Genomic DNA, 21,408 nt, shown 5'->3' on the forward strand with positions numbered 1-21,408 from the left:
CCTTCCCGCACCGCGTCCGGCGTACCGGTCCGTACCGCCCGCGGGTGGTACGTCAGCCGGTCGCCGAGGGCGTCTGCTTCATACCGTCGACGACGGCCCGGGTGACGATGGCGTTGGTGAAGGTCACGGTGCCGGGCTTGATCAGAGCGTCCTCGCCGGCGCTCGCGGTCACCTTGACCGAGCGGTCGCCCAGGAAGACATGGGTCTTCTTGTCGAAGATCCACTCTTCGCGTTCGCCGCTGGTCTCGTCCAGCCGGGCCACCGCGATCCCGTGCCGGCCCACCGCGTCCACCGCGTCGTTCACCACGACGACTCCGGGGATCTTCGCGGCGGCCTTGAACAGGGCCGAGTACAGCTCCGCCGGCGGGTAGCTCTCGACGAGCAGGTCTCCGATGGTTTCGAACGCCTGCTGGTCGGGGGTGTTGCCCTGGCCCTTGGTCTCCTTGTAGATCTTGGCCAGGATCGTGTCGGGGTCGGTGGTCAGCTCGGCCAGGTAGTCGTACGTGGGGTGGTTCAGGCTCCCGACCGGGGTGTTGCCCTGTTCGTCGGGCAGGCTCAGGGTCTCGCCCTCGGAGCTGTCGTTGACGGCCGGGTCGATCAGCCAGCCCTTGGTGCCGTCGGAGGACATCCAGACCTGACGGCGGTGCAGCGCGTGACTGGCGAGGCTGCTCTTGTCGTCGACGGTCTTCACGAACGAGTCGGCCGTCTTGGACTCGATGTAGACGTACTGGCCGGGCTTGACGGCCGGGTGGGTTCCCTCGCTCTCGGACGCCGCCAGCGAGATCTGGTCGAGCAGCTGGGGGACGCCCTTGGTGGTCGCGGCACCGATGTGGGTGGTGAGGGCGGGTCCGGTGGCGACGCCGGCGTCCCTGACCCCGCCGCTGTCGTTCAGCACCACCCCGGCGACGACCGTCCCGGCGAGCGCGGCGGCCAGCGCGGGCAGCATGATCGCCGGCCGCGGCAGCCGCAGCCGCCGGGTCCGCGCCGGGGCCACCGCCTCGGCGGCCGCCGTGCGCTCTTCCTGCTGGGTCTGGTGAATCTGGGCCATCAGGCGCTCCTTGTGGAACTGGTGACGGCCCGCCGGGAGATCGCGCGCCGTGCGGGACAGGAGCTGCTTCGCGCTCTCGTCCTGCTCGGCCGGACTCTGCCGGGGCGTGTTCGTGTTCATCGGTTTCCTTCCTGTGCGGGCCGGATCACTTGGGTGCGATCGCCTGTTATCTGTCGGCCGGGGCGGCCGCCTTCCCGTCTTCCGCGAACTTTTTTCAGCAGTGGTCCGGGTTCTTCGCGCGCCGGCCCGGGGTCGGTGAGGGTGCGCAGCTTCTTGCGGGCACGGGAGAGCCGGGAGGCGACCGTGCCGACCGGAATCCCCAGCGCCTCCGCGGCGGCCTCGTAGTCCAGGCCCTCCCCCAGGCAGAGCGCGAGGACCTCGCGCTCCGGGGGGCGCAGTGCCGCGAGGGCGGTGAGGGCGGTCGCGAGGCGGCGCCGGTCGTCGACCCGCCCGGCCACGTCCTCGGCGTGGTCGGGCACCGACAGCTCGGCCGCGGCGGCGGCCTGGGCCGCCTGCCGGTAGCGCCGGTTGCTCCGGGACTGGTTGCGCGCGGTGTTGGTGGCGATGCCCAGCAGCCAGGGCCGCAGCGAGCCACCTTCGGGGTCGACCCGGTCGCGCAGCCGCCATGCCTCCAGGAAGGTCGCGGCCATCACGTCCTCGGCCGTCGACCAGTCGGCGGTCAGCCGGAAAGCATGGTTGTAGACCGCACGTGCATAGCTGTCGAAGAGCTCCGCGAAGGCGCTCGATTCCCCGGCCCGTACCCGGGTACGCATATCAATGCTCACCCCTATGAGCTGTCCGGCACCTCACACCGGCTTCCCGTGACCTGCGTCACATGTCCGGGCTTCGCCGCGCGCTCCAGCCGGTCCTCCATGACGGGCGATCGTACGGGTGGCTTGAAGGGAAGGGGTGGATGGGGTGCGGGGGAACTCCAGTGGCCGTCAACTCGTGGCGCGCGTCGAGTTGTTGAGTCCGAAGACTTCCACCCCGCTTCGCATGGAGGCCCGGAACTATGACAGCCCAGTCCCACCACCGGCCCCAGGTCCACTCCCCTGACCGCCCCTCGCGGCGCGCGTTTCTCGGCGGTGCCGCCGTGGCCGCGCTCGCGGTGGCGACCGGGACCGGCACGGCGAGCGCCGCCTCCGCCGCCCCCCGGGCCGCTTCTTGGCCGACCGAGTTCCCGCTCCCCGACGGGTTCCTCCCCGAGGGCATCACCATCGGCGCCGAGCCGTACGCCTACATGGGCTCGCGGGCCGACGGCGCGGTCTACCGCACCGACCTGCGCACCGGCGAGGGCAGGGTCATCCACGAGGGCGGCACCGGCCTGGTGTCGGTCGGCATGAAGCTGGACCACGATGGCCTGCAGCGCGTTCATGGGGTTTCCTTCCGGACGGGGGCTGTGAACCTCTGGGACCAACTGGGTTCAACGATGCCGTCGTCCGTGCGCCGGAACGATGAGGTGAGCTCCCGAACCGGGGGTGTAGCCAGCTGTACCTCCGCCCCGGGGGAGAGCCCTCGTCTCCGGGGAAAACCACCGGCGACCCGGTCGGCACGCGCCGCCACCCGGACAAGGGGAAGTCGGGGTGGCAGCGCCCGGAGCGGGCCGGGGCTTACAGGGACTGACGCATGATCCAGTCCCGGATGCCGGGGATGGTGTAGGCGACCTGCCAGGTGGCCATGTGCGCGCTGGTGGTGGAGCCGGACGGCACGACGGTGCCGGCCTCGAAGGCGGCGAAGTTCACCGGGGTCCTCTGTGCCTTCATGCTCCGGACGTCCGCGGCGAACTCCGCGGCCGTGGACCGGCCGTCCCACAGGGCGGTGCTGACCTGCGTGCCCTGGTCCTGGATGACCTCGGTGATGGCCTGCTCGCCGGGGTATGCCTTGGTGTCGTCAGCGGAGACGAGGATCCACAGCTTCTTCTGGGCCAGCGGCGCGGCCTGAGTCTCCGGCCACTGGCCGGCGACGATGAACGCGGCCGCGAAGAGGTCGGGGTACCTGATGTTCAGGCCCAGCGACATCATCGCGCCCATCGACTGCCCGGTCGTGTAGAGCCGGTTCCGGTCGATGCTGTACTGCCGCGTCACCGACTCGACGAGGTTGGCGGTGGCCTCGAACAGCGTCGAGGGCTCGTAGGTGTCGTCGATCACCACGGAGCCGTATTCGGGCGCCAGGACGAAGGACTCGTGCCGTGTCTGGTCTTCCGGGCTCGCCCAGCACACGGCGCCGAGGCCCTGGACCAGGGGGCCTTCCGTCGCGACGTTGACCACGCTCGCGTCGTGCAATGAACAGCACCATCGGGTAGCTCTTGCGGCGGTCGTAGTTCTTCGGGACGAACAGGTTGTACTTCAGGGTCTGTCCGGTCGCGGGGTCGCTGAACGAGAACTGCCGGAAGTCGTCGACGATCAGGTTCACCACCGCGTGGGTGGACCGCGCCGTGCTGTCCGGGGCGTAGCGGGTGCCGTGGGTCGTGGTGACGGTGCCCGTCTGGGTCAGTGTGGCCTCGCCGCGACGATGGTTCCTCCCGGCGTGGTGTCGCCGACCACCGGACCCCCTTGCCCGGGCCCGCCGCCGGCATCGCCGGAACCGTCGCCCGATCCGTCGCCGGGAGGGGCGCCGGGTCCCTGCTGTGTCACCCACAGGGCCGCCGCGGTGTCGTCCGGCGACAGCTCCACGATGACGTAGCGGCCGTCCTCGCCCCGCCGCGCGAGGCCGGCCGTCCGGTTCGCGTAGACCTTGGTCACGGTGCGGTCGGTGACCGCGAACGTCGACGTCGACAGCGTCGAGCCGTCGATGTCCCGGTCGTAGTCGACGGCCACCGCGACGAGTTTCTGCCCGGAGCCGAAGACCTGCGTGATGGCGGTGACGCTCCGCACGTGGTCACCCCCCGAGCCCGTCGGGTCCGCCGCGTCGGCCGAGCCGGGGGTCGCGCTGCCGAACACCGCCAGAGCGCCCGCTGTCGCAGTCGCGGATCCGGCCATGAACGTACGCCTGTCCATGAAGATGAGCTCCTTCGAGAGTGATTGCCAGGGCTATTGGGTGGCACTGTTTCGCCCCATGCTGTGAAGCGGTTCAAGAAGACAGCTCTTTTTTACAGGTTACGCAGAGGTTTCCTGGTCGCGTACGTGAATTCGCGGCGTGCAATCTTAGCTAACGCGCGGCAATTGTTGACGGCCTCGATTTCCGGTGTGACGATCCTGACGCGGCGGGAGGGCTGCCTGGTCCGGGGCGGCCCGGCGGGCGTGCCTGGTGTCGGGCGTTCTCGCGCTTTACCGATGGCCGAAATTTGCAGAACCCTGGCTGTTTACCGCGTGTCGCAACGGGCGTCTTTGGTTTAACGGGCGTCTTCGATTTGACGGACGTCTTCGATTTGTCGGGCGCCTTCGGCTTTTCGGGCGTCTTCCGCTGGTCGGGCAATGACTTCTTGAATATGAGGGAGAAAGCTGTGGTTCCCAAGAATGAGAACGAGAGCACTCGGCTCGGCAGCCCGCTGGGCTAGCGGCTGGGCACCGAGGCCGTCCGGGTCAGCGAGACCATCGAGACCTCCGGCGGCGGTTCGGGCTCGACGGTGCGCCTCCTCACCGACACCGTCACGGTCGACACGATGGCGATGGGACATCCGACGGGACCGGCGAAGACGTACGACTTCACCCCGACCGGCACGGCCGACGTACCGATCTGGATCCTCCAGCTCGGCAACGGCGCGTTCGTGGGGGTGGAACCGGAGCTGTCCACCGACACCGCGCTGGCCATCAAGAAGCACTCGCCGTTCCCGCACACCGCCGTCATGTCGATGCTCGAAGGCGGCTCGAAGAACATGGCCGAGGCGCAGAGCTACGCCCGGATCACCTACGAGGCGATGGACTCGTCGTACGCCCAGGGCTCGGCCGAGACGGTCGCGGCGAAGATCGGCGCCATGCTGCACTCCCTACGCGGCTGAACCTGCCCGGGGTGCGGAGGCCGAGCCCCTGCTCACGCGCCGCGCCAGGCGCTGAGCAGTTCCTCGGGACCGTATGCCGCCTGGAGTCCGGCACAGCCGACCCCGCACCGCGAGACGGCCACGAGCGGTACGGGCTCGTCGGTGATCGCCGCCCGGTGCTTCTGCAGTGCGGCCAGGTCGTGGCTGTCGAACGCGGAGTTCTCCAGCCATTCGACCGAGCCGAGGAAGAGCAACCGCTTGGCCACAGGCTCCCGGTCGGCGCCCACCAGGTCGATCTCCACGTCGTTGCTGCGGGTCCAGTACCCGCCGATCGCCGGGGCGGCGGGCAGGAGCCCGTCCGGCAGGAGACGGGCGAGGGATTCCCGGACCAGGGGCTCGATCGCGCGGCCCCGCCAGCTCGTCCACGGCTCCTTGATCCGGCTCAGAGTGAGATCTCCCCGCATCCGCTCGATCTCCGCCATGTGCGGATCCAGAAACGCGAGCCAGAACCGCAGATAAGGGTCCGCCACTCGGTAGCGGCGTTCCTTCGACGGCCGTAGTGAGAGGGGAAGTTCGGCTGCCACCACCCGTTTCTCGGTCAGGCACCCGTTTCTCGGTCAGGACATCCGTGGCTCGGGTGGGAGTGGTGTGGGCGATGTTGCCGACGGCGCGCGATGTTGGTGAAGGTTCGCTCCCCGCTTCCGATGGCTCGCAGGACTTCCCTGCTCATCGCCTGGGGTGGGAACTCCGCGGCCAGTGACCGCTCGGCGGAGACCAGCAGTGCCGAGATCGGGTTGTCCAGCGAGTCGCGGAGGAACTCCCGGACATCCGCTCCGTGCGCCGGAGGAACTCCTCGACGAGGCTGGACTTGCCGACCCGCCGCCTTCCACGCATGAGGACGCATTGACCCGGTTTCGCCTACCCGGCGGCGTCGTGAACCGCCTGGAAGACATTGCGGAGCACGTTCAGCTCACGGTCCCGCCCGACGAAACGACGCATGAGAAGACCCCTGTGGGCGACAGTATCGGGAGAATCGGCAGAGATTGGCCCTCATTCGGGCATGCCTCACCCGGGCATGACGCCGTGGATGCGGGAGAGGGTGAAGACGCGCTCGGCGTCCCGCAGATGACACCAGGCTTCGAGGTAGGGCGGGTCGAGTACGAGGCGGCTGAGGGTGCGCAGGGTCCGGTTGCCCGAGGTGGCGACGTAGTCGACGGTGATGGCCTCACCGGTGTCGATGGCGTGGGCGAGCTGGCGGACATCGCTGTACGGCAGTCGCTTCGCCCACCCCGCGACGATCTCCTCGGTGTCCGTGGCGAAGGGCCCTCCTCCGTCGAACGGCGCTGTTTCCGATGGGGGTCCCTCCGCTCGATCGAAGCCGAGAGTGGGGGAAGTCGGCGCGGCGGCCAGCAGTCGGGTCGCCAAGGCGTTCGGGTCGACGGCGGCCGGTGGCATCGCCGCGAGGGTGGCCGCGATCCGGCGCCTGTCCTTTGCGCCCGTGCCTCGTGGGGCCGGAACGGGTGTGGTGGCCCGCCGAGGTCGGGTCTTGTCGATGCGTACCGTGCCGTCGGACGTCTCGGCGACAGGGGCGTACCCCTGGGATCGGAGCGCGGCAAGGGTCGTGTCGAGGGGGCTCCGGCTGACCAGCACCGTCGGCGCCAGGTGTCGTAGTCCGAGCTTGGCGAGCCCCCGGTGGGCGGCGAGCTCGGCCAGCAGCGCGGGCTCGTCGCCGTGGATGACGCAGGCGGCGGGGGCGATGCGCACGCGCCCGTGGCCGCGCGCTGTGTCGGCGATCAGATACGACAGCGGCTGTGGCAGCGGCCCGGTGGCGACAGCGGTCAGGTCGGCGGTGATGTCGTCGGGGACACGGCCGGCATCCAGAGCCCGGCGGATGCCACCGGCGCTGAACCGCCACACGGACGCCGTGCCGCTGGTCTCCCGGTCGGCGACGGAGTCCAGGAGTGCGGCGAGCCGCGCGGACGGTGTGCCCGTGACGACGGCGGTGAGGTCGGCGCCGATCCGGGCCGTCGAGACGGCCGGGGGCAGCAGCCGCCCGCACGCGATGCTCAGCCCCTCCGCGTCGCCGTCCCGCAGGTTGATGCCGATGGAGGACAGGGCACCGTGCGCCAGTACGCCGACAAGCTCGGCCTCACGGATCACGGCGGCGAACGGCGTTCCGTCCTGGGGCGATGAGTCGGCGAGTGGACGGTGCCAGGCGATCAGCGGTCCCAGATCCGAGGTGACCCTCGCGCCCTGCCCTGCCGGGAGCTGTGCGGCCGCGGCCAGCAGCCCGTCGCGGGCCCGCAGGCAGCCGTCGCAGGGCGGTGCGCCGGCGAGGGCGGGGAGCGCCTTGTTGTCCTCGTCGCGCGCCAGGGTGGGGGTGAGCGGCAGGTTTCGCCATGCCTGAAGCAGTACGGCGAACTGCTCCGACGGTTCCTGCTCGGCCCAGGCATCGTAAGTGTCGGTGGATGCCATGCGATCGCCGTCCCGGCCCAGCAGCCCGGCGGCGTACGCGGCCTCGAGGGTGATGCGTACGACGGCGTCGTCGGCCTGGGCGGCCTTGCCGATCCGGGCCAGTTCACGTGCACCGATCCCGCCGGACTTCAGCCGGGCCGGCGCGGTCGCCGAGCAGGCCGACAGGACCGAGACGGCTCGGGCCACGAAGGCCGTGGCCGCGGCTGACGCTTCGCGATCCACCTCCGCCGGGGTGACGGACACCAGCCGCACGGAAGGAGGGACGGGCTCGAACGGGGCCTGCCAGGAGGGCCCGCGCAGCGCGAGCGCCACCTCGGCAGGCATACGGGCCGGCCCGTAGCGGTGACGGTCCTGGACCAGGAGCCCACGGTCCAGTGCCCATTGCGCGCCCGGTTCCAGGCCGGTGCCGGGAACCCCGAACATGATGAACTCAGGCTGCCTCGCCGTGGCTCCCGCTCGCCGTTCGAGCAGCTTCCGGGCCGCCGCAGGGGCCTTCGCGACCACTGAGGCGATCTGCTCCGGGTCGCTGTGGTGTTCCACCAGGGCGGCCAGCCGCTGCGGCTTGGTGCCGGGCGGCGTGACGCCCAGTGTCACCAGCATGCGGCGCAGTTCGTCGGACGTCGTGCCCGTCAGCAGCTCTTCCAGCGGAGCGTCGAGCCCCAGAGGCGCGTCCCAGGCCCGCCGCAGCGGTGCGGCCATGCGGAGCTTCCCCGCGCCGTCCGGCCAGACCAGAGCATGATCGGCCAGAACCTCCAGCGCGGCGTCCAGCTCGCGAGTGGTCTCGTCGTCCGCCGCCCCCAGCAGCTTCGCCAGGGCATCGCGGGAAGCGGGTGCCCCGAGCGCCGCCAGCGCCTCGGTCACCTGCAGGTACGGGCGCGTGAGCCGCGGCAGGGCCAGTGCCACCGGCCCCTGGCGCTGAAGACGGTCGGCCAACTCCCCCAGCGAGCGCGGCTCCGGAGGGGCCACGGCGTCCTTCCGTGCCATGAGCACGCGTGCCAGGCGAGCGCCGTCGAGGCTGCTCAGCCATTCCGCCAGGGAATTCATGTGGGATGCACCTCGTCAGACCGGAGAGCGAGCGCCGGAGCCGGTCCGGCGCCGGGTCCAAGGGTGGCGCACTCCCGTGATCCGCGGGTGCCGCACGAAGACAGGTCACCCCTTGGTGGGCGTCGGCGCTTCATCGGGGCCGGCTCAGGGCGGAAACCGAGACGGACAACGTCGAAGGGCCCCACCGCGAACGGTGGGGCCCTTCGACATCGTGCCCGGTGAGGCACTGGCGGAGGATACGAGATTCGAACTCGTGAGGGGTTGCCCCCAACACGCTTTCCAAGCGTGCGCCCTAGGCCTCTAGGCGAATCCTCCGCGGCAAACAATACAAGACGTTGAGGAGTGCTCGCGAACTCGTTCCCCCCTCCCGGATCGGGTACTCTGTGCGGAGCCCCTCACGTGGCGCTATCTGACTGAACTCCCCCAGGGCCGGAAGGCAGCAAGGGTAGGTTGGCTCTGGCGGGTGCGTGGGGGGCGCTTGCGTTTGCGGGGCGGGATGCGGCGGGGGTCCGGGGGCCAGGGTGCCCTGGTGCTCGGCGAACGGTCCTTGTTGTCAGTGGGCGCCTATAACCTCGTATGTGTGTCGTCTCTCGCGCTGTACCGCCGCTATCGCCCGGAGTCGTTCGCCGAGGTCATCGGGCAGGAACATGTCACCAGCCCGTTGCAGCAGGCGCTGCGGAACAACCGGGTCAATCACGCGTACCTGTTCAGCGGTCCGCGCGGGTGCGGGAAGACGACCAGTGCGCGGATTCTGGCCCGGTGTCTGAACTGCGAGCAGGGGCCCACGCCGACTCCCTGCGGGGAGTGTCAGTCCTGCATGGACCTCGCGCGCAACGGACGGGGGTCGATCGACGTCATCGAGATCGACGCCGCCTCGCACGGTGGCGTCGACGACGCTCGTGACCTGCGGGAAAAGGCCTTCTTCGGACCTGCGAGCAGTCGGTACAAGATCTACATCATCGACGAGGCCCACATGGTCACCTCGGCGGGCTTCAACGCCCTGCTGAAGGTCGTCGAGGAGCCGCCGGAGCATCTCAAGTTCATCTTCGCCACGACCGAACCCGAGAAGGTCATCGGGACGATCCGGTCGCGGACCCACCACTATCCCTTCCGGCTGGTGCCGCCCGGGACGCTGCGGGAGTACCTCGGCGAGGTCTGCGGGCAGGAGGGCATTCCCGTCGAGGACGGTGTGCTGCCGCTGGTAGTGAGGGCCGGCGCCGGCTCCGTGCGTGACTCCATGTCCGTCATGGATCAGCTCCTCGCGGGGGCGAGTACCGACGGTGTGACGTACGCCATGGCCACCTCGCTGCTGGGCTACACGGACGGTTCGTTGCTCGATTCCGTGGTCGAGGCGTTCGCCGCGGGTGACGGCGCCGCGGCCTTCGAGGTCGTGGACCAGGTCATCGAGGGGGGCAACGACCCCCGGAGATTCGTCGCGGACCTGCTGGAGCGGCTGCGCGATCTGGTGATCCTGGCCGCCGTTCCCGACGCCGCCGAGAAAGGGCTCATCGACGCCCCGTCCGACGTCGTGGAGCGCATGCAGGCCCAGGCCGGGGTCTTCGGCGCCGCGGAGCTGAGCCGCGCCGCCGACCTCGTCAACGAGGGGCTGACGGAGATGCGCGGCGCCACCTCGCCGCGACTCCAGCTCGAGCTCATCTGCGCGCGCGTGCTCCTGCCCGCGGCATACGGGGACGAGCGATCCGTCATGGCCCGCCTGGACCGGATCGAGCGCGGGGTGAACTTCTCCGGCGGTGGCGCGGGCGCCCCCGCCATGGGGTACGTACCCGGTCCCGAGGTGCATGGAGGGGCGCCGGCCGCGGGCGCCGCGACGGTTTTGCCGGGCGGCGGTGTCGCCGCGGCCCGGGCCGCCGTGCGGTCGACGGGGCCCGGAGGGCAGGCAACGGCAAACGAGGGATACGGGGCCGGCGGCGGGGCGTACGGGACCGGTGGTGCCGGTGGGGATGCTGCGGCGCCGGGTGCGGCCCCTGCCCCGGCACCGGCTCCCGCGCCTGCCGCGGCCGCGCCCGCTGCTCCTCCGGCCGCCGCTTCGGCCCCGCCCGTTTCCCCGCCGGGAGCCGCGCCAGGTGCCTGGCCCACCGCGACGGCCGCGGGCAGCGGTCGGCGTCCGGGTGGCTGGCCGACCGCGACACCCGCGGGCGGGGGACAGGCCCCCGCCGCGTCCGGCGCACCCGCGGCTCCGCCGGCGACACCGGCTCCCGGCCCCGGTCCCGCGGCCACATCCGCCGCCGCGCCGGCAACCGCCGCCGGCGGCGTCGACCCCCGCATGATCTGGCCGAACATCCTGGAGGCGGTGAAGAACCGCCGCCGCTTCACCTGGATCCTGCTCAGCCAGAACGCGCAGGTCACCGGCTACGACGGCACGACCCTGCAGATCGGCTTCGTCAACGCCGGCGCCCGCGACAACTTCGCGAGCAGCGGCAGCGAGGAAGTCCTGAAGCAGGCGCTGGCCGAACAGTTCAACGTGCAGTGGAAGATCGAGGCGATCGTCGACACCTCCGGTGGCTCGGCACCGCCACCGATGTCGGCCTCCGGTCCCGGGTTCGGTGGCGGCGGCAGCGGTGGTTACGGCAGCGGTGGTGGTGGCGGTTACGGGGGAGCCCCGGCCGCCCCGCGTCCCGCTCCCCAGCAGCCTCCGGCCCCGGCTCCGCGCCCCGCCGCGCAGCAGGGCCCGCCCGCGGGCCAGGCTTCGTCCGCGTCCGCCTCGACGCCCGGCCCGCCACCCCCCGCCGCCTACGAGCCGCCTCCGGTGGCCCCCGAGGACGACATCCCCGAGGACGACGACCCCGACCTCGACGAGTCCGCCCTCTCGGGCCACGACCTGATCGTCCGTGAACTGGGGGCGACGGTGGTGGAGGAGTTCTCCAACGAGTGAACAAGGGAGTGCGGGAAGGGACGGGCGGCGCCCCATCGCACCCCGCCGCCCTCGGATACACCCGGCCCCTCTCGGAGGATCGCACCAACCCCTCGCACCCCCCGCTTCGGAAGCCCCCACAAAGGCACCCGGCTCCGGCGGATAGGCTGACCCCGTGAAGGTCCTCGTCATCGGTAGTGGCGCCCGCGAACACGCCCTGTGCCGTTCCCTGTCCCTCGACCCCGACGTCACCGCCCTGCACTGCGCCCCCGGGAACGCAGGCATCGCGGAGACGGCCCGGTTGCACCCGGTCGACGCCCTCGACGGCGCGGCCGTGGCCGCGCTGGCCACGGAGCTCGGTGCCGAGCTGGTGATCGTGGGCCCGGAGGCGCCGCTTGTCGCCGGGGTCGCCGACGCCGTGCGCGCGGCGGGCATTCCCTGCTTCGGTCCCTCCGGGGAGGCCGCGCAGCTGGAAGGCTCCAAGGCCTTCGCCAAGGACGTGATGGCGGGAGCGGGGGTCCCCACGGCGCGTTCGTACGTCTGCACGACGCCCGAGGAGGTCGACGAGGCGCTCGACGCCTTCGGCGCCCCGTACGTCGTGAAGGACGACGGACTCGCGGCCGGCAAGGGCGTCGTCGTGACCGACGACCTCGAGAAGGCCCGCGCGCACGCCAACGCCTGCGATCGCGTCGTCATCGAGGAGTTCCTCGACGGCCCCGAGGTCTCCCTCTTCGCGATCACCGACGGCGAGACCGTCGTCCCGCTCCAGCCCGCCCAGGACTTCAAGCGCGCGCTGGACGGCGACGAGGGCCCGAACACCGGCGGGATGGGCGCGTACTCGCCCCTCCCGTGGGCGGACCCGAAGCTGGTCGAGGAGGTCATGGAGACCGTCCTCCAGCCGACCGTCGACGAGCTGCGCCGCCGCGGCACCCCGTTCTCCGGGCTTCTCTACGCGGGTCTGGCGATCACGAGCCGCGGTGTACGGGTGATCGAGTTCAACGCCCGGTTCGGCGACCCGGAGACCCAGGTGGTCCTGGCCCGGCTGAAGACCCCGCTCGCGGGCGTCCTGCTCGCCGCCGCCGAGGGCACCCTCGCCGATCTGCCGCCGCTGCGCTGGAGTGACGACGCGGCGGTCACCGTGGTCGTGGCCTCGTACAACTACCCGGACACCCCGCGCACCGGCGATCCGATCACCGGGCTCGACGAGGTGGCGGCGCTGGACGCCCCGCACGCGTACGTCCTGCACGCCGGGACGAAGCACGACGGCGACGAGGTCATCAGCGCGGGTGGCCGGGTGCTCTCCGTCACGGCGACCGGCACCGACCTCACCGAGGCCCGCGCCCGCGCGTACACGGCGGTCTCCCGCATCCGTCTCGATGGTTCGCAGCACCGTACGGACATCGCGGCGAAGGCGGCGACGGACGCCGCGACCGAGGCCACGACCGAGGCGTAGATCCCCTGACGGAGGCATAGCCCCCTCACCCCCGCACACACCTATGGGCCCCGGATTCTGTACGGAATCCGGGGCCTGATCGTTGCCCACGGTCATCCACCTTTCCCCAAAGCCATTCCATCGAGTGAGCGATGCCCCATCCGGCTGACGGGGGCCGAGGCCCCAACTAGGGTGCGGCGAAAGCGTTCCGGCACTTGGCCCACCGGCATTGCGATGTCGGTGGTGGGTGCCACAGTGGGGGAGTGAGCAACACCAGGGCATCCTTCGGCGCGGGCTGCGAGACAGCCCGGGCCGGGCCGACAGCAGGGGGTGACATCCGGTCGTGACCGGTATGGGTGTGGAGGTGGGCGCGCAGGCCGCGCGCTCCCGGGCGCTCGCCGTGCTGCGTATCCGCAGCAGGGCGCTGGCCGTCGCCCTGCTGCCCGCGGCCGTCGCCGTCGTGCTGCTCGTCGGCGGCTCGACCGGGCACATCACCGGCGGAGGCTGGCCCGTCACTCGCTCGATCGTGACGGTCCTCGCCGTCCTCGTGCTGCTCGCCGCCGCGGGCATCGCGCTCGTCGTCGCCCGCGCGCGGCCCGCCGTGAGCCCCACGGTCCCGATCGCGGAGGCGTCCGCGCCGGACCTCTACCGCCTGGTCCGGGACCTGGCCGACCGCCTCGACGTCCCACCGCCCTCGGCGATAGCACTGACCCCGGACTGCGACAGCTGGCTGGAGGACCGCACCCACCCGGCGCACGGCCCGCCACCGGCCGAGCACCGCGACGAAATAGCGGGCGTACGAGGGGGACGAGGCGGGGCCGGGCGCCCCCGCCGAGCCCCCGCGGCTCCCGTCCTTGTCATCGGCTCGCCCTTTCTGTGGTGGATGCGGGTCGGGGAACTGCGCGCGGTCCTCGCCCCGGTCGTCGCCGGTACGGGCCCTTCGGCGCACCCCGACATAGCCGCGGCACGCCGTTTCGTACGGGGTCTGGACGCGGCCGTGGCCGTGACCTCCGAGCCCACCCGCGGCCCTCTGGTCCGCACGCTCCTCGCCGGTGTCGGCTGGGTGACCCGCCTGCTGCTGCGCAGCTGCCGAGGCCATGCGGCCGAGATGGAACGGGGCGTGGCCGCCGCGGCGGCCGAGCGTGCACAGGCTGTGGACTACGGTCTGCGGATCGTCGCTCAGGAACAGGTCGGCCTGGCGTACGCGGGCTGGGACCGGCTGCTGACGCGGGTCGCGCTGCCCGCCTGGCGGATGGGCCGCTGGCCGTCCCGGCTGGACGCGGGTGTCGTCGCGGCCCTCACCGAGCTGTCGCGCCGTGACCGGCTGGCCGAGGGCTTCGCCTCCCGCCTCGGCGAGCGTCCCGCCTGCGACCTCCTCGAGGAGCCCGGCTCGGTGGACGAGGCGGCCTCACTGCTCGCCGCGCGCCTGTTCCACGGCGGGCCCGCGGAGCCCGGGCCCGACTGGGCGCCGGTGGACTGGCAGGAGTATCCGGACGAGGTGGTCGACCGCACCTGGCGCACCGAAGCGGCCCGTCTGCACCGGGTGCTGGACGCGCTGGGCGTCCGCCACCCCACGGATCCGACCCAGCCCGACCAGGGCGGCCCGACGCTGGCACGCGTGCTCGACCATCTGACCGCGCCCGCCACGGACGACGCCGAGACCGACGCCGAGACCGACGCCGACGTCTCCGTCGATCGGCGCGGGGCGTACGAGGAGAGCGGCGCGGGCGTGGTCCCGGGCGACGCGGAGGCCGAGGTCGAGGAGGAGGTCGGGGAGGATGGCGAACTCGTGCTCGGGAGTGAGCGGACCGCGGCGCTCGCCGCGGGACTCAGCGCGGAGCTGGCCCGTGAGGAGGCGGCGGCGCCGGCCATCGTGTCCGGGCCGGGCGGGGGAACGGAGCAGCCAGGGCCCGACTGGTCGTTCTGGGACGACGGGATGCTGCCGCTCTTCCCGCTTCAGCCGCCGCGCAGTGGGCGTGAGCTGTTGGCCGACCATGTCACCGCGATGGTCTGTTGTGCGGCGATGGACACCGCGGGGGCGATGCCGGGGCTCGACTGGCTCGACGGGCCCGCCCTTCTCGTAGGCGGGGCGCGGGCCGCCGATCTGGGGCCGCGGGTCCTGACGCTCGTCGAGGACGGTGACCCGGCGCCTCTGCGGGACTGGCTCCGGCACCTGGGCGTCCGTCCCGAGAAACCGGTCCGCCTGGTCTGACGCCACCACCACCGTCCCTTCTCCGGGCACCTGTATCCGCCCTCCCATCCGGAGGGAAGTGTTCCGGTCACGTCAATTCGCGACGAACGGTGACGAAGTGCGTGCGTAATGTGATGTGCTGGGACCGATCGCGCACAGGGCAGAGGCTTACAGCACCGACGGGGGCACGAGGGAGGGGAGCAGGCATGGGGTCGGAGCAGATCCGCCGCTGGGAGTCGGGGGCACTCGCGCACGCCGTGACGGACCCCTTCGGCCAGGGCCCCGTTCCCTGGCTCAGGGGCGACGAGCAGTACTTCGACGACACCGGCCACGTCGTCCCCTGGTACATCGACCACATTGATCACGCCGGTCAGGCCGGCCACGCCGGGGGCTCCCGTGGCTCCGCCACCCTCCAGGGCTCCCGCAAGGCCCCCATCCCCCACCCCCGCGTCGGCGGCCCCCGCTCCGCCGACGACGTGCACCGCCAGATCAAGGGCTTCGTCTCCAACGGCGCGGCCGCGCCGGGCGAGGCCATCGACTTCCACGTCACCGTCGACCCGCCCCAGGAATTCAGCGTCGACATCTACCGCATCGGGCACTACGGAGGCGACGGGGCCAGCAAGATCACCACCAGCCCCCGCCTGTCCGGCATCGTCCAGCCGCCACCTCTCACCGCCGACAGAACCGTTTCTTGCCACCACTGGTGGCTCTCCTGGCGCCTGCAGATCCCGAGCCACTGGAACATCGGCGCGTACGTGGCCGTACTGACCACCGTCGACGGCTACCGCTCGCACGTCCCGTTCACCGTCCGCGACAACCACCCCGCGGACCTCCTCCTCCTGCTCCCGGACATCACCTGGCAGGCGTACAACCTCTACCCGGAGGACGGGCACACCGGCGCCAGCCTCTACCACGCCTGGGACGAGAACGGCCGGCTGCTGGGCGAGTCCGAGGCCGCGACGACGGTCTCCTTCGACCGTCCGTATGCCGGCGCGGGCCTCCCCCTCCACGTCGGCCACGCCTACGACTTCATCCGCTGGGCCGACCGCTACGGCTACGACATCGCCTACGCCGACGCCCGCGACCTGCACGCCGGCCGCGTCGACCCCACCCGGTACCGCGGCCTGGTCTTCCCGGGCCACGACGAGTACTGGTCGGTGGCCATGCGCCGCACCGTGGAACTGGCCCGCGAAAGCGGCACCTCGCTGGTCTTCCTCTCCGCCAACACCATGTACTGGCAGGTGGAGTTGGGCCCGTCCCCGTCCGGTGTCGCCGACCGCCTGCTGACCTGCCGCAAACGCAGAGGCCCGGGAAGGCCCGCGCTGTGGCGCGAAGTCGACCGTCCCGAGCAGCAGCTCATCGGGATCCAGTACGCGGGCAGGGTCCCGGAACCCCACCCCCTGGTCGTGCGCAACGCCGACCACTGGCTGTGGGAGGCGACCGGCGCACACGAGGGCGAGGAACTCGACGGCATGGTCGCGGGCGAGGCCGACCGCTACTTCCCGCGCACCCCGCTGCCCGAGCACCAGGGCCGCATCCTCCTCGCCCACTCCCCGTACCAGGACAGCGAGGGCGCCACCCGCCACCAGGAGACCTCCCTCTACCGGGCCCCCTCCAGCGCCCTGGTCTTCGCGGCCGGGACGTTCGCATGGTCCCCGGCCCTGGACCGTCCCGGCCACGTCGACACCCGTATCCAGCGAGCCACCGCGAACCTCCTCGACCGCATCTGTAAACGCGACTGAGAGCGGGCACCCCGCACGACCACCACGGGCCCCCGCCCACCCCCTGGCCAAAGTCGCTCCCCGAATACGGGAGAATCGAGCCACTTGGACAGAACCACGGGGAGGAACCGTGTCCGGATTCGTCGAAAAGCCCGAGCCCCTCCAGGTCCCGGGTCTGGTGCATCTGCACACCGGCAAGGTGCGCGACCTGTACCAGAACGAGGAGGGCGACCTCGTGATGATCGCCAGTGACCGCATCTCCGCCTACGACTGGGTGCTGCCCACCGAGATCCCCGACAAGGGCCGGGTCCTCACCCAGCTCTCGCTGTGGTGGTTCGACAAGCTCGCCGACCTGGTCCCCAACCATGTGCTGAGCACAGAGCTCCCGCCGGGCGCCCCCACCGACTGGGAGGGCCGCACGCTGATCTGCAAGTCCCTGCGGATGGTGCCGGTCGAGTGCGTCGCGCGTGGCTATCTCACCGGCTCGGGCCTCGTCGAGTACGACGAGTCCCGCACGGTCTGCGGCCTCGCCCTTCCCGAGGGCCTCGTCGACGGTTCGGAACTCCCCGCGCCGATCTTCACCCCCGCCACCAAGGCGGCGGTCGGCGAGCACGACGAGAACGTGTCGTACGAGGAGGTCGCCCGCCAGGTCGGCGCCGACACCGCGGCCCAGCTGCGCCAGGCGACCCTCGCCGTCTACGGCCGCGCCCGTGACATCGCCCGCGAGCGCGGGATCATCCTCGCGGACACCAAGTTCGAGTTCGGCTACGAGGGCGAGACGCTCGTCCTCGCCGACGAGGTGCTGACCCCGGACTCCTCCCGCTTCTGGCCCGCCGACGTATGGGAGCCGGGCCACGCCCAGCCCTCCTTCGACAAGCAGTTCGTGCGCGACTGGCTGACCTCTCCAGAGTCGGGCTGGGACCGGAAGAGCGAGCAGCCCCCGCCGCCGCTGCCGCAGCATGTCGTGGGCGCGACCAGCGCCAAGTACATCGAGGCGTACGAGCGCCTGACCGGCACCAGCTGGAGCTGAGGACGCGAAGAAGCACACAAAGAAGCCCCCGACCCTGAAGGGCCGGGGGCTTCTTTCTCTGAGCGGACGACCAGGTTCGAACTGGCGACCTCAACCTTGGCAAGGTTGCGCTCTACCAACTGAGCTACGTCCGCATGCGCTGTGGTGCGAGACCAACTATACCCAACCTCGCTCCCGTGCGAGACGCACCGCCGCGTGACGGTTCTCCGCCCCGAGCTTCGGACGGCCGACGAAAGATAGTTGCGTACCGTCCCCTGGGACAGTGCCGCCCGCTCCGCGATCTCCGCGACGGGCGCCCCGTCTGCGGCGAACTCGAGCACCTCGGCCTCACGCGCGGTCAGCGGCGAGTCCCCGGCGGAGATCGCGTTCGCGGCCAATTCCGGGTCCACATAACGGTTTCCCGCATGCACCGTACGAATGACCTCCGCGAGCCGCCGCGCGCTGACCGTCTTCGGGACGAACCCGCGCACACCTGCCGCAAGCGCTCGCTTCAGATGCCCCGGCCGCCCATGACTCGTCACGATCAGCACCTGACAGCCGGGCAGTTCGGCCCGTAGCGATGTGGCCACCCTCACACCGTCCGCCCCCGGCATCTGCAGATCCAGAACGGCGACATCGGGCTCGTGCGCCAGCGCCATCGCCAGTGCCTCGGGCCCGGTCGCCGCCTCGGCGACCACCACGAGGTCGTCCTCCAGCCCCAGCAGCGCGGCGAGCGCACCCCGGATGAGGTGCTCGTCGTCGGCGACCAACAGCCGTACGGGCGGTGCGGATGGGACGGGTGGGACGAATGAGGTGGGTGGGGTGGACGTCATGAAGTGACCTCGCTCACAGGGTGGGGGACGGGTCGGGGCGACCCACCCGGTTCCGGGGCCGGAGCCTGTTCCGGGATCGAGTCGGGGGGCAGCGGTACCTCGGCGGTCAGGCGGAACAGGTCACCCCCGGCCGGCCCGGCCCGCAGCACCCCGTCCACCTCCCCGAGCCGCTCCCGCAGCCCGGCGAGCCCGGACCCCCGTCCCGGCTCAGCGGCACCAGGCCTGGTACCGGCACCAGTTCCGGTACCAGGACCGGGCGCTCCGTCGTTCTCGACGGTGAGGGTCACCCGGCCCTCCGCCACCCGCAGGGACACCGCGCACCTTCCGGCGTCCCCGTGCCGCAGCACGTTCGTCGTCGCCTCCCGCACGACCCAGCCGAGTGCGGACTGGATCTCCGTGGGCAGTCCGGGCACCGGGCCGCTGACCTCGCAGTCGATACCGGCGGCCGTCAACACGCCCTGCGCGCCCGCGAGTGCGGTGCGCAGATCGGCCTCGCGGTAGCCGCGTACGACCCCGCGGACCTCCCGCTGGGTCTCCCGCGCTATCCGCTGGACCTCGACCATCTGCTCCAGGGCCTCCGGCCGTCCGCGCCGGGCCAGTTGCACGGCGAGCTCGCTCTTCAGCGCGACCACCGCCAGGTTGCGGCCCATCACGTCGTGCAGATCACGCCCGAAGCGCAGCCGCTCCTCGGCGACGGCGAGCCAGGCCCGGGTCTCGCGGGCCTCGTCGAGTTCGTAGACGGCGTTGAGCAGCCAGACGGAGAAGGCGGAGGTGGACCCGCACATCGAGCCCCCGCAGCTCGATGTGTTTCTCCTGGGCCCACACCAGCAGCGCGGTGGTGGTGCGCTGGAGCTCGTTGGTGCGCAGCCTGACGGTACGGCCCGCCGTCTCGTGATCGGTCACGCCGAGTCCGGCGAGCGGGGGCAGGTCTCCGAGGAAGTAGCCGGCGGGCAGTTCGAAGGAGATCCGGGACGGCGAGGACGCGGTCACGTCGGCGGGGGTGCCGGAGGCCGCGATATGCCCTTCGTGGAGGATCGCGAGCCGGTCGGCCAGTTCCTCCGCCTCGTGCAGATAGTGCGTGGTCAGCACCACGGTCGTACCGTCGTCGCGCAGCTCGCGTACCAACTCCCAGGTGTCCCGACGCCCTTCGGCGTCCAGGCCGGTCGTCGGCTCGTCGAGGAAGAGGACCTCGGGGCGGCCGAGGAGCGCGAGGGCCAGGTCCAGGCGGCGCTTCTCGCCTCCGGACAGCTGTGTCACCCGTACCCCGGACCGCCGGACAAGCCCGACCATCTCCAGGGCCTGGACGGTCGGCCGCGCTCCGCTCGTGCAGCCCGCCCACATCCGTACGGTCTCGGCGACCGTCAGCTCGGAGGGGAAGCCGCCCTCCTGCAGCATCACGCCGATCCGGGGCCGGACGGCCGCGCGCTCCTCGTACGGATCGTGTCCGAGGACCCGCACCCGGCCGCCGGCCGGAGGGGCGAGACCCTCCAGCAGTTCGACGGTGGAGGTCTTGCCCGCGCCGTTCGTCCCCAGCAGCGCGAAGAGCTCACCGCGGCCCACGGAGAAGGTGATTCCGCGGACGGCCTCGAAATCTCCGCGGGCTCGCCGGTCTCCCCCGTACACGCGCCGCAGATCAGTGATTTCGATCACGTCATCCTGCTCGTTCGTGTTCATGAAATCAGCGTCCCCGCGGACGGGATCCCGCAGCAGTGCGCGGTGTCATCACTCCGCATGACAAATGTCAGTGGACGGTCGTGCGTGCACACGAGAAAGACCCCGGTCGATGACCGGGGTCTTTACTTCCTGGAGCGGACGACGAGGCTCGAACTCGCGACCTCAACCTTGGCAAGGTTGCGCTCTACCAACTGAGCTACGTCCGCATTGCCTCCGACCAGCTTTCACCGGTCGGTGCGAGCACCACCCTACCTGATCCACAAGAGTGGTCGGTAAGGGATGCAGAGCGGGTGACAGGAATTGCACACTGCGCCTTCCCCCTGGAAGGGGGATGTTCTGCTACTGAACTACACCCGCGTGACTCCTCGGGATCCGGCTTTTTCGGCCTTGCCCCTCGGCGTGCTCCAGACTCTAGCTGATCAGCGGGGGGTCAGCGCAAGTCGGTTGTGCGCGGGGGTGGATGGCCGGCCGGGGCGAGGCCCCGACGGGCCGTCCGGTGGACCCTCGGATCCAGTGCGCCGCTGAGGAGCGCTCCCTCGGCACACCCCTGCGGCGCGCCCCTCAGTGCGCTTCGGCGAACGCCTCGTAGACCTTCTTGGGGATGCGTCCGCGCGGCGGCACGTCCAGCTTGTTGGAACGGGCCCAGGCGCGGACCGCGGCGGGGTCGGGGGTCAACGCGGTGTGCGTGTAGGCCTTCCCGGACCTCGCCTGCTTGCGTCCGGCCTCGACGAACGGCGCGAGAGCCTTACGCAGTTTCTTGGCATTGGCTGGATTGAGGTCGATCTCGTACGACTTGCCGTCGAGTCCGAAGGCGATCGTTTCCGCCGCTTCCGAGCCGTCGATGTCGTCAAAGAGAGTGACCACGACACGCTGCGCCACGAATATCGGTCCCTTCGTGCGGCACCTCTGCGATCACACCCCATGACGTGCCTGGACGCCACGGAGTTGTCGGGGAGATGCCGACTGTCCGGCTGTTATTGGGCAAAGTATCGGCTATTGCCAATTCCTTTGTACAGTGCCGGGCATTGCATTGTGAAGCCCGACTAAAACCTTCCGCGTGTCCGAAGGTAATGGGGTCCCACCGGTCTTCTGCGATTTTTCCCAGGATTTTCCGCGCCAGCCCCCGCGTCGATGCGCGATCGTGATCGGGCTCACGTAGGATTCTACGAATCTACGCGAGTAGAAATTTTGTG

General features: G+C 71.0%; 14 protein-coding genes, 4 tRNA genes, 1 other RNA gene and 4 pseudogenes. 9 read left to right on the forward strand and 14 right to left on the reverse strand.

Annotated features, from left to right (window positions below; genetic code table 11):
- Positions 1–52: 52 nt before the first annotated feature.
- Both OG819_RS14380 and OG819_RS14385 read right to left on the reverse strand, forming a co-directional pair.
- Positions 53–1,168, reverse strand: a complete 1,116-nt coding sequence (locus OG819_RS14380; RefSeq protein WP_266649716.1) for a CU044_5270 family protein — start codon at positions 1,166–1,168, stop codon at positions 53–55.
- Positions 1,165–1,821 carry an RNA polymerase sigma factor gene (locus OG819_RS14385; protein ID WP_266432936.1) on the reverse strand — a complete coding sequence of 219 codons (657 nt, stop codon included), beginning with the start codon at positions 1,819–1,821 and terminating at the stop codon, positions 1,165–1,167. Before OG819_RS14385 ends, OG819_RS14380 begins: the two co-directional genes overlap by 4 nt.
- Before the next feature lie 239 nt (positions 1,822–2,060).
- Here OG819_RS14385 and OG819_RS14390 point away from each other — a divergent pair.
- Positions 2,061–2,411, forward strand: a pseudogene (locus OG819_RS14390) (twin-arginine translocation signal domain-containing protein); the annotation flags it as partial.
- Positions 2,412–2,658: 247 nt separating this feature from the next.
- On the opposite strand, the gene OG819_RS14395 reads toward OG819_RS14390, so the two are convergent.
- A complete protein-coding gene (locus OG819_RS14395; protein WP_266649718.1) occupies positions 2,659–3,330 on the reverse strand; it encodes a PHB depolymerase family esterase in 672 nt (223 codons plus the stop codon).
- A 207-nt stretch (positions 3,331–3,537) separates the two neighbouring features.
- Positions 3,538–4,044, reverse strand: a complete 507-nt coding sequence (locus tag OG819_RS14400; RefSeq protein WP_266649720.1) for a twin-arginine translocation signal domain-containing protein — start codon at positions 4,042–4,044, stop codon at positions 3,538–3,540.
- Positions 4,045–4,649: 605 nt separating this feature from the next.
- Here OG819_RS14400 and OG819_RS14405 point away from each other — a divergent pair.
- Positions 4,650–4,985, forward strand: a complete 336-nt coding sequence (locus OG819_RS14405) for a hypothetical protein (protein ID WP_266649721.1) — start codon at positions 4,650–4,652, stop codon at positions 4,983–4,985.
- Between the two features lie 32 nt (positions 4,986–5,017).
- Here the strand turns inward: OG819_RS14405 and OG819_RS14410 are convergent.
- The 3 genes and pseudogenes from OG819_RS14410 to OG819_RS14420 all read right to left on the reverse strand — a co-directional run bounded on the left by OG819_RS14410 (position 5,018) and on the right by OG819_RS14420 (position 8,798).
- Positions 5,018–5,963, reverse strand: a pseudogene (locus tag OG819_RS14410) (DUF234 domain-containing protein).
- Positions 5,964–6,029: 66 nt separating this feature from the next.
- Positions 6,030–8,483, reverse strand: a complete 2,454-nt coding sequence (locus OG819_RS14415; RefSeq protein WP_266649723.1) for a helicase-associated domain-containing protein — start codon at positions 8,481–8,483, stop codon at positions 6,030–6,032.
- 227 nt (positions 8,484–8,710) lie between these two features.
- Positions 8,711–8,798, reverse strand: a tRNA-Ser gene (locus tag OG819_RS14420).
- Between the two features lie 71 nt (positions 8,799–8,869).
- On the opposite strand from OG819_RS14420, the gene ffs reads away from it, so the two are divergent.
- From ffs to OG819_RS14450, 6 genes are all read left to right on the forward strand, one after another.
- Positions 8,870–8,968: signal recognition particle sRNA small type (ffs, locus tag OG819_RS14425), an RNA gene on the forward strand.
- Between the two features lie 95 nt (positions 8,969–9,063).
- Positions 9,064–11,376: a DNA polymerase III subunit gamma and tau gene (locus OG819_RS14430; RefSeq protein ID WP_266649725.1), complete on the forward strand. Its 2,313-nt coding sequence runs from the start codon at positions 9,064–9,066 to the stop codon at positions 11,374–11,376.
- 154 nt (positions 11,377–11,530) lie between these two features.
- Positions 11,531–12,808, forward strand: coding sequence for a phosphoribosylamine--glycine ligase (purD, locus tag OG819_RS14435; protein ID WP_266626168.1), 1,278 nt, complete (start codon positions 11,531–11,533; stop codon positions 12,806–12,808).
- A gap of 331 nt (positions 12,809–13,139) precedes the next feature.
- A complete protein-coding gene (locus OG819_RS14440) occupies positions 13,140–14,999 on the forward strand; it encodes a hypothetical protein (RefSeq protein WP_266652694.1) in 1,860 nt (619 codons plus the stop codon).
- Positions 15,000–15,184: 185 nt separating this feature from the next.
- Positions 15,185–16,720 carry a N,N-dimethylformamidase beta subunit family domain-containing protein gene (locus OG819_RS14445; protein WP_266649727.1) on the forward strand — a complete coding sequence of 512 codons (1,536 nt, stop codon included), beginning with the start codon at positions 15,185–15,187 and terminating at the stop codon, positions 16,718–16,720.
- Between the two features lie 109 nt (positions 16,721–16,829).
- On the forward strand, positions 16,830–17,729 hold the full coding sequence (locus tag OG819_RS14450; RefSeq protein WP_266649729.1) for a phosphoribosylaminoimidazolesuccinocarboxamide synthase: 900 nt from the start codon (positions 16,830–16,832) through the stop codon (positions 17,727–17,729).
- Positions 17,730–17,790: 61 nt separating this feature from the next.
- Here the strand turns inward: OG819_RS14450 and OG819_RS14455 are convergent.
- Positions 17,791–17,863 (reverse strand) — tRNA-Gly (locus OG819_RS14455).
- A gap of 22 nt (positions 17,864–17,885) precedes the next feature.
- Positions 17,886–18,433 (reverse strand): annotated as a pseudogene (locus OG819_RS14460) (DNA-binding response regulator).
- Here OG819_RS14460 and OG819_RS14465 point away from each other — a divergent pair.
- Positions 18,353–18,520, forward strand: coding sequence for a hypothetical protein (locus tag OG819_RS14465; protein ID WP_266652946.1), 168 nt, complete (start codon positions 18,353–18,355; stop codon positions 18,518–18,520). The pseudogene OG819_RS14460 and the gene OG819_RS14465 overlap by 81 nt on opposite strands.
- Positions 18,521–18,537: 17 nt before the next feature.
- On the opposite strand, the pseudogene OG819_RS14470 reads toward OG819_RS14465, so the two are convergent.
- From OG819_RS14470 to OG819_RS14490, 5 genes and pseudogenes are all read right to left on the reverse strand, one after another.
- Positions 18,538–19,314, reverse strand: a pseudogene (locus OG819_RS14470) (sensor histidine kinase); the annotation flags it as partial.
- Positions 19,205–20,215: an ABC transporter ATP-binding protein gene (locus tag OG819_RS14475; RefSeq protein WP_266649731.1), complete on the reverse strand. Its 1,011-nt coding sequence runs from the start codon at positions 20,213–20,215 to the stop codon at positions 19,205–19,207. The gene OG819_RS14475 and the pseudogene OG819_RS14470, both read right to left, overlap by 110 nt.
- A gap of 130 nt (positions 20,216–20,345) precedes the next feature.
- Positions 20,346–20,421 (reverse strand) — tRNA-Gly (locus OG819_RS14480).
- A 79-nt stretch (positions 20,422–20,500) separates the two neighbouring features.
- A tRNA-Gly gene (locus OG819_RS14485) sits at positions 20,501–20,572 on the reverse strand.
- Positions 20,573–20,776: 204 nt separating this feature from the next.
- On the reverse strand, positions 20,777–21,094 hold the full coding sequence (locus tag OG819_RS14490; RefSeq protein ID WP_266583655.1) for an Lsr2 family protein: 318 nt from the start codon (positions 21,092–21,094) through the stop codon (positions 20,777–20,779).
- Positions 21,095–21,408 lie beyond the last annotated feature (314 nt).

The sequence above is a fragment of the Streptomyces sp. NBC_01549 genome, from assembly GCF_026339955.1.
In the GTDB taxonomy this organism is placed as follows: Bacteria; Actinomycetota; Actinomycetes; order Streptomycetales; family Streptomycetaceae; genus Streptomyces.